14 protein-coding genes are annotated in these 17,135 nt (G+C 67.4%); 4 read left to right on the top strand and 10 right to left on the bottom strand.

Translation table 11 applies throughout. From position 1 onward, the window contains the following. Window positions 1-100: 100 nt before the first annotated feature. From PDM28_RS01415 to PDM28_RS01385, 7 genes are all read right to left on the bottom strand, one after another. Window positions 101-1,207 (bottom strand): NADH:flavin oxidoreductase/NADH oxidase, encoded by a 1,107-nt coding sequence (locus tag PDM28_RS01415; protein ID WP_311183515.1) that lies wholly within the window; start codon window positions 1,205-1,207, stop codon window positions 101-103. Between the two features lie 97 nt (window positions 1,208-1,304). Beyond that, window positions 1,305-2,120, bottom strand: coding sequence for an NAD-dependent protein deacetylase (locus tag PDM28_RS01410; RefSeq protein ID WP_311183513.1), 816 nt, complete (start codon window positions 2,118-2,120; stop codon window positions 1,305-1,307). Window positions 2,121-2,168: 48 nt separating this feature from the next. Further along, window positions 2,169-2,582, bottom strand: coding sequence for an acyl-CoA thioesterase (locus PDM28_RS01405; RefSeq protein WP_311183511.1), 414 nt, complete (start codon window positions 2,580-2,582; stop codon window positions 2,169-2,171). A gap of 118 nt (window positions 2,583-2,700) precedes the next feature. After that, window positions 2,701-3,720, bottom strand: coding sequence for a ribonucleotide-diphosphate reductase subunit beta (locus tag PDM28_RS01400; protein WP_102947177.1), 1,020 nt, complete (start codon window positions 3,718-3,720; stop codon window positions 2,701-2,703). A gap of 102 nt (window positions 3,721-3,822) precedes the next feature. Then, window positions 3,823-6,207 carry a ribonucleoside-diphosphate reductase subunit alpha gene (locus tag PDM28_RS01395; protein WP_311183510.1) on the bottom strand — a complete coding sequence of 795 codons (2,385 nt, stop codon included), beginning with the start codon at window positions 6,205-6,207 and terminating at the stop codon, window positions 3,823-3,825. 485 nt (window positions 6,208-6,692) lie between these two features. Continuing rightward, complete coding sequence (gene zapE, locus PDM28_RS01390) at window positions 6,693-7,793, bottom strand: cell division protein ZapE (RefSeq protein WP_311183509.1); 1,101 nt, start codon at window positions 7,791-7,793, stop codon at window positions 6,693-6,695. After that, a complete protein-coding gene (locus tag PDM28_RS01385) occupies window positions 7,790-8,464 on the bottom strand; it encodes an alpha/beta hydrolase (protein ID WP_311183508.1) in 675 nt (224 codons plus the stop codon). Before PDM28_RS01385 ends, zapE begins: the two co-directional genes overlap by 4 nt. Before the next feature lie 55 nt (window positions 8,465-8,519). Between PDM28_RS01385 and PDM28_RS01380 the strand changes: the two genes are divergently transcribed. After that, window positions 8,520-9,377 (top strand): EamA/RhaT family transporter, encoded by an 858-nt coding sequence (locus tag PDM28_RS01380; protein WP_311183507.1) that lies wholly within the window; start codon window positions 8,520-8,522, stop codon window positions 9,375-9,377. A gap of 42 nt (window positions 9,378-9,419) precedes the next feature. Here PDM28_RS01380 and PDM28_RS01375 read toward each other — a convergent pair whose 3' ends face one another. The 3 genes from PDM28_RS01375 to PDM28_RS01365 form a co-directional block, all read right to left on the bottom strand. After that, entirely contained in the window at window positions 9,420-10,868 is a 1,449-nt protein-coding gene (locus PDM28_RS01375) for an ExeM/NucH family extracellular endonuclease (RefSeq protein WP_311184622.1), read from the bottom strand. Between the two features lie 135 nt (window positions 10,869-11,003). Beyond that, window positions 11,004-11,522 carry a c-type cytochrome gene (locus PDM28_RS01370; RefSeq protein WP_102947173.1) on the bottom strand — a complete coding sequence of 173 codons (519 nt, stop codon included), beginning with the start codon at window positions 11,520-11,522 and terminating at the stop codon, window positions 11,004-11,006. 105 nt (window positions 11,523-11,627) lie between these two features. Then, window positions 11,628-12,233, bottom strand: a complete 606-nt coding sequence (locus tag PDM28_RS01365; RefSeq protein ID WP_070208150.1) for a TetR/AcrR family transcriptional regulator — start codon at window positions 12,231-12,233, stop codon at window positions 11,628-11,630. 102 nt (window positions 12,234-12,335) lie between these two features. Between PDM28_RS01365 and PDM28_RS01360 the strand changes: the two genes are divergently transcribed. Genes PDM28_RS01360 through PDM28_RS01350 form a run of 3 tightly spaced genes read left to right on the top strand, consistent with a single transcriptional unit; the run spans window position 12,336 to window position 17,135 of the window. After that, complete coding sequence (locus tag PDM28_RS01360) at window positions 12,336-13,499, top strand: isovaleryl-CoA dehydrogenase (protein WP_311183506.1); 1,164 nt, start codon at window positions 12,336-12,338, stop codon at window positions 13,497-13,499. 10 nt (window positions 13,500-13,509) lie between these two features. Beyond that, window positions 13,510-15,120 (top strand): carboxyl transferase domain-containing protein, encoded by a 1,611-nt coding sequence (locus PDM28_RS01355; protein WP_311183505.1) that lies wholly within the window; start codon window positions 13,510-13,512, stop codon window positions 15,118-15,120. Window positions 15,121-15,152: 32 nt separating this feature from the next. Continuing rightward, complete coding sequence (locus tag PDM28_RS01350) at window positions 15,153-17,135, top strand: acetyl/propionyl/methylcrotonyl-CoA carboxylase subunit alpha (RefSeq protein WP_311183504.1); 1,983 nt, start codon at window positions 15,153-15,155, stop codon at window positions 17,133-17,135.

The following is a 17,135-nucleotide window of genomic DNA, read 5'->3' as shown; positions in this document are numbered from 1 at the left end:
TAGTGGACCCGCGCCGGAAGGAGCAGCGTTGCTGTCAGTTGAAACCTTCCTGCGTGCGCCCGGGCGCGCCCCACCAGCGGTGGGGCGTTACCGGTACGCGTTACGCGCCTGGCGCGTTGAACACGCCGCGTGCTTCGCGCGGTTCGCAGCGCAGGTACTGCGGGGCCGGGGTGACCGAATCGCCCAGGGCGGCGGCGGCGTGCCACGGCCAGCGCGGTTCGTAGAGGATGCCGCGCGCGAGCGCGATGGCATCTGCGTGGTTGTGGCGCAGGATCGATTCGGCTTGGGCCGGGTCGGTGATCAGGCCCACGGCGATCACCGGCATGCGGACCTTGGCCTTGAGCGCGGCGGCGAACTGCACCTGGTAGCCGGGTTCGAGCGTGATCTGCTGGCGCGGGTCGAGACCGCCGCTGGACACGTGCAGGAACTGGCAGCCACGCATGTCGAGGATCTGGGCCAGCGTGCTGCTCTGTTCGATGTCCCAACCGCCGGCGACCCAGTCGGTGGCGGAGATGCGCACGCCGACGCTGATGCGGTCGGAAACGGCTTCGCGCACGGCGTCGAACACTCGCACGAGCAGGCGCATGCGATTTTCGAGCGAGCCGCCGTATTCGTCCTGGCGGTGGTTGCTGAGCGGCGAGAGGAACTGGTGCAGCAGGTAGCCGTGGGCGGCGTGCAGTTCGATCAGGTCCAGGCCAGCGCGTTCGGCACGGCGGGCGGCGGTGACGAAGGCTTCGACCACGGCATCGATGCCGGCGGCGTCCAGTTCGGTGGGGACGGTGTCGGTCTTGTTGAACGGCACTGCCGAGGGCGCGACCGGGGTCCAGCCGTGCGGGTCGGAGGCCGGGATCTGGCCGCCGCCGTCCCACGGACGGGGTGAAGAAGCCTTGCGGCCGGCGTGGGCGAGCTGCACGCCGAGCGGCATCGGGGACCATTGCTTGACCGAGGCGATCACCGAGGTCAGTGCGGCTTCGGTGGCGTCATCCCACAGGCCGAGGTCGGCCCAGCTGATGCGGCCTTCGGGGAGGACGGCGGTGGCTTCTAGGATCAGCAGGCCGGCGCCGGACTGGGCGAGCTGGCCGAGGTGCTGGCGGTGCCAGTCGTTGGCCAGGCCGTCGGTGCTGGAGTACTGGCACATCGGGGCGATGACGATGCGGTTGGACAGTTGGAGCGGTCCGAAGGATACGGGGGAGAAGAGCTGGCTCACGGGCGGGCGACTTGGGGGGAGATCAGAACAGGTGGGTATTGCACCGCGAAGTGGGTTTGCGGGCAACCGTATGTGTGGAACGGTGCGGGAGACAGTCTTACGCGGTAGCTGGCAGCAGGAATGACAAGGCGGGGGCGCAGGGTTGCTCTACCTTCAGGGTGAGCAGGTCGTCGGCGCGCGTGCGGCCGAGGTTTAGTGCGGCTACTGGCAGGCCTGCCTTGGCGGCGGCCTGGACGAAGCGGTAGCCGGAATAGACCATCAGCGAGGAGCCGACCACGAGGACGGCGTCGGCGTTCTGCAGGTGGGCGTGCACGGCGTCTACCCGTGCGCGCGGGACGTTTTCGCCGAAGAACACGACGTCGGGCTTGAGGATGCCGCCGCAGTGCGGGCAGGCCGGCACGTTGAACGCGCTGAAGTCCACGTTCTCCAGGTCGGCGTCGCCATCCGGTGCGATGCCCGCCTCGAGCGTTTCCCAACCGGGGTTGGCGGCCAGCAGGGTGTGCTGGAAGGCCTCACGATCGCTGCGGGTTTCGCAGCCCATGCAGCGCACCTGGTCGAGGCGGCCGTGCAGGTCGATCACCGCTTCGCTGCCGGCACGCTGGTGCAGGCAGTCGACGTTCTGGGTGAGCAGCACTTCCACCTGGCCGCGTGCTTCCAGTGCGGCCAGGGCGGCATGGGTCCCATTCGGCAGGGCCTGGCCGAAGCGCGGCCAGCCGATCAGGCTGCGTGCCCAGTAGCGCTGGCGGGTCGGCTCGCCGCCCATGAAATCCTGGTAGTTCACCGGCGGGGTGCGCTTCCACTGGCCGTCGGCGTCGCGGTAATCGGGAATGCCGGAGTCGGTACTGCATCCGGCGCCGGTCAGGACGAACAGGCGGCGCGCGCTATGGATGAAGTCGGCCAGGGGCGTAGGCATGCCAGCTAGATGGGGGCGATTGCAGGCTTCGCAATCGCCCCGGCCTGTTCAGGGTCCGGCGATGTCGGCCGGCAGGGCGGGCACGGCGGTGGGGTGGTGGTTTTCGTCCAGCGCGATCATCACGAAGTGGCCGCGGGTGCACAGTTTGCGCTCGCCGGTGTGCAGGTCTTCGGCGATCAGCTCCACTTCCACTTTCATCGAGCTGCGCCCGACTTCGACGATGCGGCCCACGGTTTCGACCATCTGGCCAACGCTGATCGGCAGCTTGAAGTCGACCTGGTCGGAGCGGGCGGTGACCACGGCGCGGCGCGAGTAGCGCGCGGCGGCGAGGAAGGCGGCCTTGTCCATCCAGGCCAGCGCCTGGCCACCGAACAGGGTGCCCATGTGGTTGGTGTGGTTGGGGAAGACGATCTCGGCCATGCGCACTTCGGTGGGCGGGACGATGTCGGGCGTGGCGGTCATGGGGGCGGCCGTGTGAAGGGGTGTCGCGCGGATGATACGGCAGCGGCGGTGAGACGGAGGCCTGCAACGAAAAAACCCCGGCAGCGCCGGGGTCTTTCGGGACACGTTCTGGATGGACTCAGAAGTTCATGTCGAAGGCGACTTCGCCCTGCACGCCCACCTGGTAGGCCGAGGGGCGGCGTTCGAAGAAGTTGGTCAGTTCCTGCACGTCCTGCAGCTCCATGAACGGCAGCGGGTTGCGCACGTTGTACTTCTTCTCCATGCCGAGCTTGGCGAAGTGGTTGTCGGCGCAGTGCTGCAGGTACTCGCGCATGTCGCGGGTGGAGATGCCGGCGACGCCGCCGGAGAGCACGTCTTCGGCGAACTGCACTTCGCAGTCGATGGCTTCGGCCAACATGTCGTAGACCTCCTGCTTCATCTTGTCGTCGAACAGGTCGGGCTCTTCTTCGCGGACCACGCGGACCGATTCGAAGGCGAAGTCCATGTGCGCGCTTTCGTCGCGGAACACCCAGTTGGTGCCCGAGGCCAGGCCCGGCAGCAGGCCGCGCGAACGGAAGTAGTACACGTAGGCGAAGGCGGCGAAGAAGAACAGGCCTTCGATGCACGCGGCGAAGCAGATCTGGTTGAGCAGGAACTGGCGGCGCTCTTCGCGGGTTTCGATGCGCTTGAGGTCCTGGATCGAGTCGATCCACTTGAAGCAGAAGTCGGCCTTCTTCTTGATCGAGTCGATGTTCTCCACCGCGGCGAAGGCTTTGACGCGCTCGTCCGGGTCCGGCAGGTAGTTGTCGAGCAGGGTCAGGTAGAACTGCACGTGCAGCGCTTCTTCGTACAGCTGGCGCGACAGGTACATACGCGCTTCGGGCGCGTTCAGGTGCTGGTACAGGTTCAGCACCAGGTTGTTGGACACGATCGAGTCGCCGGTGGCGAAGAACGCGACCAGGCGGTGGATCAGGTGGCGCTCGCCCGGCGACATCTTGGTGTGCAGGTCGCTGATGTCGATCTGGAAGTTGATTTCTTCCACGGTCCAGGTGTTCTTGATCGCGTTGCGATACATGTCATAGAACTGCGGGTAGCGCATCGGGCGCAGGGTCAGTTCAAAACCGGGATCGAGCAGCATTTGGCGGGGCTTGTCGGCCATGGTGATTCCTTGCAAAGAGCGGCCGGGCAGAGCCCGGCGCTACGAGTGGAGCGGCCGATCAGCGGCCGGGGGCGCCAGCCCGGAGGGGCCGGCGAGCCGGTTTTATTGGCACGCCTCGCAGGCTTCCGGGTTTTCCAGCGAGCAGGCCACGGCTTCGACCGGGGTGTAGCTGCTGACGGTGGTCTTGGCGATCTTGGTGGCCGGACGCGAACGCAGGTAGTAGGTGGTCTTGATGCCCTGCTTCCAGGCGTACATGTACATGGAGGACATGGCGCCGATGTTCGGGCTTTCCATGAACAGGTTGAGCGAGGCGGACTGGTCGATGAAGGCGCCACGGTCGGCGGCCATGTCGATCAGCGAACGCATCGGCAGTTCCCATGCGGTGCGGTACACCTGGCGCAGGGTTTCCGGGATCTGGCTGATGCCCTGGATGGAACCTTCGGCCAGCTTGATGGTGTCGCGCATTTCCGGGGTCCAGTGGCCGAGCTTCTTCAGCTCGTTCACCAGGTAACGGTTGACCTGCAGGAAGTCGCCCGAGAGGGTTTCGCGCTTGAACAGGTTGGACACCTGCGGCTCGACGCACTCGTAGCAGCCGGCGATGGAGGCGATGGTCGCGGTCGGGGCGATCGCGATCATCAGCGAGTTGCGCAGGCCGTGTTCCTTGATGCGCTCACGCAGGGCGTCCCAACGCGCGGTGTCTTCCGGCACCACGTTCCAGGCGTCGAACTGCAGCTCGCCGCTGGCCGCACGGGTGTCGGCGAAGGACGGGTGCTTGCCGCGTTCCTGGGCCAGCTCGACCGAGGTTTCCAGCGCGTGGAAGTAGATGGTCTCGGCGATCTTCTTCGACAGCGCGCGGGCTTCGGCACTGTCGAAGGCCAGGCGCTTGCGGAAGAACACGTCCTGCAGGCCCATGCAGCCCAGGCCGACCGGACGCCAGCGCAGGTTGCCGCGACGCGCCGATTCGATCGGGTAGAAGTTCAGGTCGATCACGCGGTCGAGCTGGCGCACGGCCAGGCGCACGGTGTCGGCCAGCTTTTCGTAGTCGAATTCGCCGTGGTCGTCGAAATGGTTGCCCAGGTTGATCGAGCCCAGGTTGCACACCGCGGTTTCTTCGGCCGAGGTGATTTCCAGGATTTCGGTGCACAGGTTGGACAGGTGGATCACGTTGCCGGCGCGCAGGGTCTGGTTGCTGGCGCGGTTGCACTTGTCCTTGAAGGTCATCCAGCCGTTGCCGGTCTCGGCAAGGGTACGCATCATGCGCGAGTACAGCTTGCGCGCGGAGATGGTGCGGTTGGCCTTGCCCTGCGCTTCAGCCTGCAGGTACGCCGCTTCGAACGCTTCGCCGAACAGGTCGGTGAATTCGGGCACCACGCGCGGGTCGAACAGCGACCATTCCTGGTCGGTCTCCACGCGCTTCATGAACAGGTCCGGGATCCAGTTGGCCAGGTTCAGGTTGTGCGCACGACGCGATTCGTCGCCGGTGTTGTCACGCAGCTCGAGGAAGTCTTCGATGTCGGCGTGCCAGGTTTCCAGGTACACGCAGGCCGCGCCCTTGCGCTTGCCGCCCTGGTTCACCGCGGCCACGGACGAGTCCATGGTCTTCAGCCACGGCACGATGCCGTTGGAATGGCCGTTGGTGGACTTGATCAGCGAGCCGCGCGAACGCACGCGGGTGTAGCTGACGCCGATGCCGCCGCTGAACTTGGACAGCTGGGCGATGTCGCCGTACTTGGAGTAGATCGATTCCAGCGAGTCCTGCGGCGAGTCCAGCAGGAAGCACGAGGACAGCTGCTCGTGGGTGGTGCCGGAGTTGAACAGGGTCGGGCTGGACGGCAGGTAGTCCAGGTTGCCCATGCGCTTGTACAGCGCCAGGGCTTCCGGCACGTCTTCGCTCAGGGCGCTGGCGATGCGCAGGAAGAACTGCTGCGGGGTCTCGATCACCTTGCGGGTGTGCGGGTGGCGCAGCAGGTAGCGGTCGTACAGGGTCCGCAGGCCGAAGTAGTCGAAATTCAGGTCCAGGCCGATGTCGATGGCGTCGTTGAGCTTGCGCGCGTTGGTCTGCACGAAGTTCAGCAGGCGGTCGTTGATCAGGCCCACTTCGTGGCCACGACCGACCGACTGCGAGAAGGCGTGGATTTCCTGGCCGGACACTTCCTTGGCGATGTAGTTGGCCAGCAGGCGCGCGGCCAGGCGGCCGTACTCGGGCTCTTCACCGATCAGCAGGGCGGCGGTGCGGATGGACAGCTCGTCCAGCTCCTGGGTGGTGGCGCCGTTGTAGAGGCCGGAAATGGTGCGGGTAGCCACGCGCATCGGGTCGACCGCATGCAGGCCCTCAGCCGAACGCTGCACCGCGCGCACGATCTTGTTCAGATCCACCAGCTCGGTCGTTCCATTGCGCTTGGTGACGCTCATCGCCGTATTGGTCGGCGGCGAAGTCAGCAGGAATTCGCTTTCCTGAGTGGTGGCTGCGCTGGTTTCGGTGCTCACGGCGTTTTCCTCTTGGCGTGATTTGGGGCGGCACTAGGTGGCGCGCTCAGGTCTTCAGGGTGGCACGAGGGCGTCTCAGGAAGCGCGACTGCAGCTCCCGTGGTGACGCCGGTCATCCCTCCCCCCGGAGATTGTCGCGACTGGCTCGGCGGTGGCCTCCACCACTTGGGGTCGGTGGAAGGGCCAGCCACAAGATAGTGGGGGTATATGGGGGAGTCAACGCCAAATGTAGGGAATCTGGGCAATCCCTTGTGGCGCAAGGAGCGGCTGCGGAGGGCGTCCGACGAACGGTCCCGACCTGTGGAAATGGAGTGCGCAGTCAAGCGTCAGGGGCGACTTTTCGGTGTGATGCAGGGGGTCGAAAAACGGAACGATAGGCGTCACGCGGACGTAACGAATGCGCCCGAATCGGACACCGCGCAGCCGGGCAGGGCCCGGCTCTACCGGAGAAAGACGCCGGGGGAATATTCGACCGCAGCACCGGATCAGGCCCGGTGCGGGGTGCCCAGGTATTCGGCGCTCTGCATTTCGATCAGGCGCGAGGCGGTGCGCTCGAAGGCGCCCTGCAGGCGGGTGCCGGTGTACAGGGCGACCGGGGCGTCGGTGGCGGTACAGACCAGGTTGACGTGGCGGTCGTACAGCTCGTCAATCAGGTTCACGAATCGGCGGGCGGCATCTTCATTCGTGCGGTCGAAGTGCGGGATGTCGCCCAGCAGCACGGTGTTGAACTCGTGGGCGATCTCAATGTAGTCCGAGGGGCCGCGCGGGCCTTCGCACAGGGCCTTGAAGTCGAACCAGACGATGCTCTTGCCGCGCGCGCGGACCGGAATCTTGCGGGCTTCGATCTCGATGTTGCCGGGCTTGGGCGCCTGCCCGCCACTCAGGGCGGCCCAGCGGCCAGCCAGCCAGGCGTCGCTTTCGGCGTCGCGCGGGGCCTGGTACACCGGCGAGTGGGTCAGCGCGCGCATCCGGTAGTCTTCGGTGCCTTCGGCATACAGCTCCACGCAGTAGGTCTGCAGCAGGCTGATGGCCGGCAGGAAGCTGTCGCGCTGCAGCCCATTCAGGTACAGGTTCTCCACCGCCGTATTGGAGGTGGTGACCAGGGTGACGCCCTCGGCGAACATGCGCTCGAGCAGGCGCGCCAGCAGCATGGCATCGCCGATGTCGGTGACGAAGAATTCGTCCAGCACCAGCACGCGCAGCTTGGTCCGCCATTCCTGGGCGATCTTGGCCAGCGGGTCGCTCTGGCCCTGGTGCTCGCGCAGGCGTTCGTGGATGCCTCGCATGAAGCGGTGGAAGTGGGTGCGGTACTTCTGCTCGATCGGCAGGCCGTCATAGAACAGGTCGACCAGGAAGGTCTTGCCGCGCCCTACCCCGCCCCAGAAGTACAGGCCCTTGACCGGCTCGGGCTTCTTCCAGAAGGCCGAAAGGCGGTCCAGCCAGCCGTCCTGGGCGCTGTCGAGCAGGGCCAGGTGGATGCGGTCCAGCTCGGCCAGGGCGGCGTGCTGGGCCGGGTCGTTCTGCCATTCGCCCTTGGCCACGCCGTCGGCGTAGCGCTGGGAGGGGGTCATCGGGGTGTCGCTCATGCGCTGGCGCTGTCCGCAGTGGGCAGCCAGTGCTTGACGCCGTGGGTGATGGCGCCGCGCAGGTCGATCAGCTTGCGATGGAAGAAGTGGCTGGTTTCGGGCATGCGCACCAGCTCGTGCGGGGCGTCCAGGCTGTCCAGCCAGTTGTAGACGGCCTGCGGGTCGACGATTTCATCCTCGTCGCCCTGGATGACCAGCCAGCGGGTCGGCGGCTGCACGCCGTCGAAGTCCCAGCGGCCGGCCGGCGGGGCGATGGAGACCAGCACGTCCGGCTGCAGCTCGGCGGCGGCGCGCAGCGAGACGAAGGCGCCGAAACTGAAACCGGCCAGCCACAGGGTGGCGTCCGGGCGCTGTTCGCGCACCCAGGCGGCGACGGCCTTGAGGTCGTCCTGCTCGCCATTGCCGTGGTCGAAGCTGCCGGCCGAGCCGCCAACGCTGCGGAAGTTGAAGCGCACCGTGGTGACGCCCAGCTCGCGCAGAGTGGTGCCAACCATGGTCACCACCTTGTTGTGCAGGCTGCCGCCCTCGGTGGAGAGCGGGTGGCAGATGATCGCCACCACAGGCTGGGCGGGCACATCGGCCTTGGGCAGATCGACGGCCACGTCCAGCGCGCCGACCGGGCCGGCCAGCTGCAGGGTGCCGCTTTCAGGGGGGAAAGGGGGATTGTGCATGGCGTCATAATACCGCTCCCCTGCGGCCTTCACCGCCGCGCCTGCCTGGAACCCCATGTTCTATCTGCTTTTCAGCGTGGTCTGCAGCGTGTTGGTCTCGGTGCTGCTGAAGCTGGCCGCCCGGCGCGGCCTGGATGTGGCGCAGATGGTGACCTGGAATTACCTGGTGGCCGCCGGGCTCACTGCGGTGGTGCTGCAGCCGCCGTTGCAGGCGCTGCAGAGCACGCATGCGCCGTGGCCGGCGCTGCTGGTGCTGGCGGTGGTGCTGCCTTCGCTGTTCCTGGTGCTGGGTCGCGCGGTGGCGGTGGCCGGGATCGTGCGGACGGATGTGGCGCAGCGGTTGTCGCTGCTGTTGTCGTTGTTGGCCGCTTTTCTGTTCTTTGGGCAGACTGCGACGCCGCTCAAGCTGCTCGGGCTGGGCCTGGGGCTGGTGGCAATGGTGGGCATCAGCCTGCGCCCGCGCGGGCCGGCGGTGGCCGGTGAGGCGGGCAGCTGGCGCTGGCTGCTGGCGGTGTGGGTGGGCTTTGCGCTGGTAGACGTGCTGCTGAAGCAGGTGGCGCTGTCGGGCACGCCGTCGATGGCGGCGCTGCTGGCGTGTTTCAGCATTGCCTTCGTGCTGATGCTGGCAGTGCAGCTGTGGCGGCATGCCAGTGGCCGCAGCCGGTTGAACCTGCGCAACGCCGGGGCAGGCGCGCTGCTGGGGCTGCTCAACGGCGGCAACATTCTTTTTTATGTGCACGCGCACCAGGCGCTGCCGGACAGCCCGGCCACGGTGTTTGCCGGGATGAACATCGGCGTGGTGGTGCTCGGGGCGCTGCTGGGGGTGTTCGCGTTCGGCGAGCCGACCACGCGGTGGAACCGCGCGGGGTTGGCGTTGGCGGTGGTGGCGATCGGGTTTATCGCCTGGGGATAATGGGATCAGCCACGCAGGGCGTGGCTCTACCGCCCCACCGGATTACTTGTCGAACCCGAGGATCAACGGGTCGTGATCCGAACTGCGCCACGGGCCAGCTTCATTACGGCCCTGGTAACCCACCTCATCGGCTTCGTCAGAATTGATATGCCATTCGGCGGCGCCGCGCAGGCGCTTGGCCATGCCCGGGCTGAGCAGGGCGTGGTCGAGGCGGCCGGTCATGCCGCTGTAGACATAGCTGTAGGGGCGGTCGACCTTCGCCACGGCGAAGGCGTCGCGCCAGCCGGCGTCATGCAGGGTGCGGATCGGGGCTTCCATGGCGTAGGCGTTGAAGTCGCCGAGCAGGATGGCGTCTGAAGTGCCGGCGCCGGTCGGGTCGGTGCCCAGCCACTGGTTGAGCAGGCGCGCCGATTCGACCCGGGTGGGGTTCCAGCAGCCCTGGCCGTCCTTCTGGTCGGCATCGGCGCCGCTGGCTTCGGAGCAGCCCTTGGACTTGAAGTGGTTGGCCACCACCACGAACGGCGCGCCCTTGCCGGCGCGGAAGGCCTGGGCCAACGGCACGCGGCTGTGCGGGCCGAACGGGGCGGTTTCCAGCACGGCCGGGGCGCCGACCGGGGTCACCCTGGAGCTGCGGTAGATGATGCCGACCCGGATCGGGTTGTCGCCCGGGCCCTTGCCGGCGTCGATGAAGCGCCAGTCGGCACCCTTGCCGCGGTTGGCGTTGAGCGCGGCGACCAGTTCGGCGATGGCCGACTGCGGGCCGTAGCCGTCATTCTCCAGTTCCATCAGCGCGGCCACGTCGGCGCCGAGCGCGTTGACGGTAGCGACCAGCTTGGCAGTCTGCGCCTGGTGTTCGGCCAGGGTGCGGGCGCCGCGCAGGGTGGGATAGCCGCCGCCCTGGCCGTCGCCGTTGAAGAAGTTTTCCAGGTTGAACGCGGCCACCTTGAGCGTACCGGACACTACGGGTGCGGTGTCCGGGCGGGCCAGCGCGGGCAGCTGCAGCGGGGTGGTGACCTGCAGGCGCGGGGTGCCCTTGTCGTCCACGTGGACGATGCCTTCCACGTTGCGCAGCACGGTGCCGGTGCGCAGGGTGGGGTTGGGCGGCAGGTAGGCGACGGGGCCGGGGTCGCGCGCGGTGCTGCCGTCGTCGAGCAGCAGGCGGCGGCGCTGGTTGTCGGCGATCACCTTGGCGTGCGCGTCGGTGCCGGGGGCGGCCACTTCGCTGGGCTGCCAGAGGCGACCTTCGAAGGACACGGTGAGTTTGCCGAAGCGGGTGAGGCCGTCGGTGCCGGCCAGGGTCAGCGGCGCGGCGATGCGCACGTGCTGGCCGTCGAGCGCGCGCCAGTCGGCGGGGGCGGCGGTGAGGGTGACGGTGGCGGAGGTCGGAGCCGCCGCCGGCGATGCGGTCGGGTGTGCCTGCGGCTGGGCCTGGGCGAACGTGGTGGCGGGCAGCAGCAACGACAGGGCAAGAGCGAGGGAGCGACGGCGCATCGGCGGGGTGGTCATGGAGTGCGGGTGCACAGACTAACGCCGAATTGTGGCGGGAAGCGGGCACGGGTGGGGATTTGGGCGGGTTGGGCATAGCCCGCTTGGGTCGTGCACCGCGAAGCCACGCAGGGCGTGGCTCTACTTCAAATTCGCCAGCATCCAATCCACAGTCGCATGGATCTGCTCTTCCGTAAGCGCCGGATTACCACCCTTAGGCGGCATGATCCCGCCGTCCGGGCCGGTGTAGCCCTCGATGGCGTGCTTGTAGAGCGTGTCCTTGCCCTGGCCCAGGCGACCATCCCAATGCGCGTGGTCCAGCGTCGGCGCCTGGCCAACACCCGTGGTGTGGCACGCCGTGCACAGGTTGTCGAAGATCACCTTACCGTCGGTGGTGCCGCCATAGGCGACCTGCGAAGCGGCCTTGGCCAGCGCTGCGGCCTTCGCCGCCGCCTGGTCGGCCATGCCGGTGGCGCCGGCATACACCGCGCCGGCCGGGGCAATGCGCAGTTCGGTGCGCTTGGCGGCCTGGGGCGAGATCTCAGGGGGAATACGGGTATGCAGGTACGCAGCGAACAGGATCAATCCGAGCGTGATGGCCATCAATAACGCAATGACCATGGAAAAGCGTTTCAGGAACTCGAGGTCGTAATTCCGCACTCTCTTTCACCCCTGGCTGGCAGTCGTTGGACTACGGCTTGTCCGCCGAGTATGACCAGCGTCGGCGGCGCTCTGCAAGCCGCCACCAGGTGATGCATTGCAGCATCAACCGCCTGCAGCGCGCAGGCAGAAAACGCAGATCGATTCCACCAGTGCGGTCTGGTCGCCGTGACCGTCGCGGCTGGGCGCGGTCGGGCCCACCAGCGCTTCGGTAAACGCCCCGACGATGCAGGCCGCGGCCACCTCGGTGTCCTGCGCGGGGAAGCTGCCGGCTTCCACGCCGTCGTCCACGATGCGGCGGAACACGTCACCGAACAGGCGGCGGCAGCGGATGCGCTCGGCTTCCACTTCCGGGTCCACCGGCTCGGCGATGAAGGCATAGGCCAAGCCGGGGCCGGCCAGCGCGCGCCGCACGAACGCGGTGATCGCGCGGCGCAGGCGCTCGGGCGCCGGCAGCGGTTCGGCGGCGATGCCTTCAAAAATGCGCAGCTCGTGCTCGACCGCGTCGGTCAGCACCTCCACGAATAGTTCTGCCTTGGACGGGAAGTGCCGGTAGATGAGGCCGGTGGAGACCCCGGCCTCGGCCGCCACGGCGGTAACCGGGGCGTTGCGGTAGCCGCCGGCGGCGACCAGGCGGCGGGTCGCCAGCAGGATCCGCTCGCGGGCCCCGGCCAGGCGTTCTTCCATCAATGCGGAGCGTTTATAGGCCATTTGCTGATTCTATGTTCAATTTTTGAATTTGTATTCACTTTTACCGCCGGGAGGACTAGGCTGGGACCTCCATCGTCCCCTTTGCCCCCTCGGAGCTGCCTCATGCACGTCCCCACCATGAACTTCGACCTGGGCGAAGAGATCGACCTGCTGCGCCAGAGCGTGGCCCATTTTGCCTCGGCCGAGATCGCGCCGCTGGCGGCCAGGGCCGATGAAGAGAACCTGTTCCCGCATGCGCTGTGGCGCAAGCTCGGCGAGCAGGGCCTGCTCGGCCTGACCGTGGAGGAAGAATACGGCGGCAGCGGCATGGGCTACCTGGCCCACGTGGTGGCGATGGAAGAGATCTCGCGCGCGTCGGGCAGCATCGGCCTGTCCTACGGTGCGCATTCGAACCTGTGCGTGAACCAGCTGCGCAAGAACGGCAGCGAAGAACAGAAGCAGCGCTACCTGCCCGGCCTGTGCAGCGGCGAGAAGGTCGGCGCGCTGGCGATGAGCGAACCTGGCGCCGGCTCGGACGTGGTGTCGATGAAGCTGCGCGCGGACAAGCGCGGCGACCACTACGTGCTCAACGGCAACAAGATGTGGATCACCAACGGCCCGGACGCCGACGTACTGGTGGTGTACGCCAAGACCGACCCGAACGGCGGTGCCAAGGGCATCACCGCGTTCCTCATCGAAAAAGGCATGAAGGGTTTCAGCACCGCGCAGAAGCTGGACAAGCTGGGCATGCGCGGTTCCAACACCTGCGAGCTGGTGTTCGAGGACTGCGAAGTACCGGAAGCCAACGTGCTGGGCACGGTGGGCGGTGGGGTCAAGGTGCTGATGTCCGGGCTGGATTACGAGCGCGTGGTGCTTTCCGGTGGCCCGCTCGGCCTGATGGCGGCCGGCATGGACGTGGTGATGCCGTACGTGCACGAGCGCAAGCAGTTCGGCGAGGCGATCGGCACGTTCCAGCTGATCCAGGCCAAGCTGGCCGACATGTACGTGGGCCTCAACGCCTGCCGCGCCTATGTGTATGCGGTGGCGCGCGCCTGCGACCTGGGCCGCACCACCCGCCAGGACGCTGCCGGTGCGATCCTGTACTCGGCCGAGAAGGCCACCTGGCTCACCGGCCAGGCGATCCAGATCCTGGGCGGCAACGGCTACATCAACGAGTACCCGACCGGGCGTTTGTGGCGCGATGCCAAGCTGTATGAAATCGGCGCCGGCACTTCGGAAATCCGCCGCATGCTGATCGGCCGCGAACTGTTCCAGCGCACCAAGTAAGGGCGACGCCATGACTGTACTGAGCACCCAGCTGCAACCGGGCGGCGAGACCTTCGAAGCCAACCGCGCTGCCCTGCAGGCGGTAGTGGACGACCTGCGCGCCACCCTGGCGCAGACCGCGCTGGGCGGCAGCGAGGCGGCGCGGCAGAAGCACACCGCGCGCGGCAAGCTGCTGGTGCGCGACCGCATCGATGCCCTGCTCGACCCGGGCAGCGCGTTCCTGGAAATCGCGCCGCTGGCCGCGCACGGCATGTATGGCGACCCCATTCCCAGTGCCGGCGTGGTCGCGGGCATCGGCCGCGTTTCCGGCGTTGAGTGCGTGATCGTGGCCAACGACGCCACGGTCAAGGGTGGCACCTATTACCCGATGACGGTGAAGAAGCACCTGCGCGCGCAGGAAGTGGCCGAGCAGAACCGCCTGCCGTGCATCTACCTGGTGGACTCCGGCGGTGCGTTCCTGCCGCTGCAGGACGAGGTGTTCCCGGACCGCGATCATTTCGGCCGCATCTTCTACAACCAGGCCAACCTTTCCGCGCAGGGCATTCCGCAGATCGCGTGCGTGATGGGCTCGTGCACCGCCGGTGGCGCCTACGTGCCGGCGATGAGCGATGAAACGGTGATCGTGCGCGAACAGGGCACCATCTTCCTGGGCGGCCCGCCGCTGGTGAAGGCGGCCACCGGTGAAGTGGTCACCGCCGAAGAACTGGGCGGCGCCGACGTGCACACGCGCATTTCCGGCGTGGCCGACCACATGGCCGACAACGACCTGCAGGCGCTGGCCCGCGTGCGCGCCATCATCGCGCAGCTCAACTGGCGCAAGCCGGAACCGGCACTGGCAGTGCAGGCCCCGGCCGAACCGCGTTATCCGGCGCAGGAGCTGTACGGCGTCATTCCGGCCGACACGCGCAAGCCGTACGACGTGCGCGAAGTGATCATGCGCCTGGTGGACGATTCGCGCTTTGACGAATTCAAGCCGCGCTATGGCAACACGCTGGTCACCGGTTTTGCGCACCTGCACGGCTACCCGGTGGGCATCATCGCCAACAACGGCATCCTGTTCTCCGAGTCCGCGCTGAAGGGCGCGCACTTCATCGAACTGTGCACCCAGCGCGGCATTCCGCTGGTGTTCCTGCAGAACATCACCGGCTTCATGGTCGGGCGCAAGTACGAACACGGCGGTATCGCCAAGGACGGTGCCAAGCTGGTGATGGCGGTGGCCTGCGCCAAGGTGCCCAAGTTCACCGTGGTGATCGGCGGTTCGTTCGGTGCCGGCAACTACGGCATGTGCGGCCGCGCCTACTCGCCGAACTTCCTGTGGATGTGGCCGAACGCGCGCATCGGCGTGATGGGCGGCGAGCAGGCTGCCAGCGTGCTGGCCACGGTCAAGCGCGATGGCATCGAAGCCAATGGCGGGCAGTGGTCGGCGCAGGACGAAGACACGTTCAAAACGCCGATCCGCGACCAGTTCGAGCAGCAGGGCCACCCTTATTACGCCAGTGCACGGCTGTGGGACGACGGTGTCATCGACCCGGCCGATACCCGCCGGGTCTTGGGCCTGGCGCTGTCGGCCAGCCTCAACGCCCCCGCCCGCAAGACCGACTTCGGCGTGTTCCGGATGTGATCCGGCCCCCTGGCATGCGCAACGAGACCACCATGTTCACCAAGATCCTGATCGCCAACCGTGGCGAAATCGCCTGCCGCGTCATCGCCACCTGCCAGCGCCTGGGCATCGCCACGGTGGCGGTGTACTCCGACGCCGACCGCGACGCGCGCCATGTGCGCCTGGCCGACGAAGCCGTGGGCATCGGCCCGGCCCCGGCGCGCGAAAGCTACCTGCGTTCGGACGCCATCCTGGACGCCGCGCGCCGCACCGGTGCGCAGGCGATCCATCCCGGCTACGGCTTCCTGTCCGAGAACGCGGACTTCGCCCAGGCCTGTGCCGAGGCCGGCATCGTGTTCATCGGCCCGTCTGCTGCGGCGATCCGTGCAATGGGCGACAAGAGCGCGGCCAAAGCGCTGATGGCGCAGGCCGGCGTGCCGCTCACGCCGGGTTATCACGGCGACGCGCAGGATCCGGCATTCCTGCGCGAGCAAGCCGATGCCATCGGCTACCCGGTGCTGATCAAGGCCAGTGCCGGCGGCGGTGGCAAGGGCATGCGCCGTGTGGACGACAGCGCGGCCTTCACCGATGCATTGGCCAGCTGCCAGCGCGAGGCGCAGTCGGCGTTCGGCAACGCGCACGTGCTGGTGGAAAAGTACGTGGAGCGTCCGCGCCACATTGAGATCCAGGTGTTCGGCGACAGCCACGGCAACGTGGTGTATCTGTTCGAGCGCGACTGCTCGGTGCAGCGCCGCCACCAGAAGGTACTGGAAGAAGCGCCTGCGCCGGGCATGACCGCCGAGCGCCGCGCCGCGATGGGCAAGGCCGCGGTGGATGCCGCGCGCGCGGTGAACTACGTGGGTGCGGGCACGGTGGAGTTCATTGCCGGGCCGGACGGCGATTTCTACTTCATGGAAATGAACACCCGTTTGCAGGTGGAGCACCCGGTGACCGAGTGCATCACCGGCACCGACCTGGTGGAATGGCAGCTGCGCGTGGCCAGTGGTGCGCCGCTGCCGCTGCAGCAGGACCAGCTGCAGATTCGTGGGCATGCGCTGGAAGCGCGCCTGTATGCCGAAGATGCGGACAAGGGCTTCCTGCCCTCCACCGGTACGCTGCGTGACCTGCGCCTGCCTGCGGGCAGCGCGCACGTGCGCGTGGATGCCGGCGTGGAACAGGGCGACGCGATCACCCCGTTCTACGACCCCATGATTGCCAAGCTGATCGTGTGGGACGTGGACCGCGACGCGGCGTTGCGCCGCATGCAGCAGGCGCTGGCCGAGTGCGAAGTGGTGGGCGTGACCACCAATGCGGCGTTCCTGCGTCGGCTGGTGATGACCGATTCGTTCGCGAACGCGAAGCTGGATACGGCGTTGATCGAGCGCGAGCAGGCGGCGCTGACGTTGGTCGACGGCGACACCGATGCTGCGTTGTGGGCGCTGGCGGCGGTGGCTGCGGTGGCCACCGATGCGCCGGCCAGTACCGATGCGCGCGACCCGCACTCGCCGTGGCAGGCCAGCGATGGCTGGCGACTGGGCCAGCGCGCGGCTCGGCGGGTGACGTTGGAGCATCGCGGCAGCCAGCGCGTGGTGGCGGTGGAAGGCAGGAATGATGCGTGGTCGCTGCGCGTGGATGACGCCGAGGTGCAGGCCACCGGCCGTGTCGGCGGTGGGCAGCTTGCACTGCAGATCGGGCAGACCCTGCACCGTGCGCGGATCGTGCGAGATGGCGGCGAGCTGTATCTGTTCGGCACCGACGGCGTGCAGCGCTTCACCCTGCATGACCCGGTGAGCGAAGCGGATCAGGGCGTGGCCGATGCAGGCAGCCTGGTCGCACCGATGCCGGGCCGGATCGTGGCGACGCTGCTGGCGCCCGGCACGCAGGTTACGCGCGGTACCCCGCTGCTGGTGCTGGAAGCAATGAAGATGGAACACACGCTGCAGGCGCCGGCGGATGGGACGGTGCAGGGTTACCGGGTCAAGGCCGGTGACCAGGTGGGGGATGGTGCGGTGTTGGTGGATTTCGAAGCCACGTAA

This window comes from Stenotrophomonas aracearum (assembly GCF_031834615.1).
GTDB classification, from domain to species: domain Bacteria; phylum Pseudomonadota; class Gammaproteobacteria; order Xanthomonadales; family Xanthomonadaceae; genus Stenotrophomonas; species Stenotrophomonas aracearum.
The sequence above is the reverse complement of the archived record's forward strand: the minus strand, read 5'-3'. Positions and strand labels throughout refer to the sequence as shown.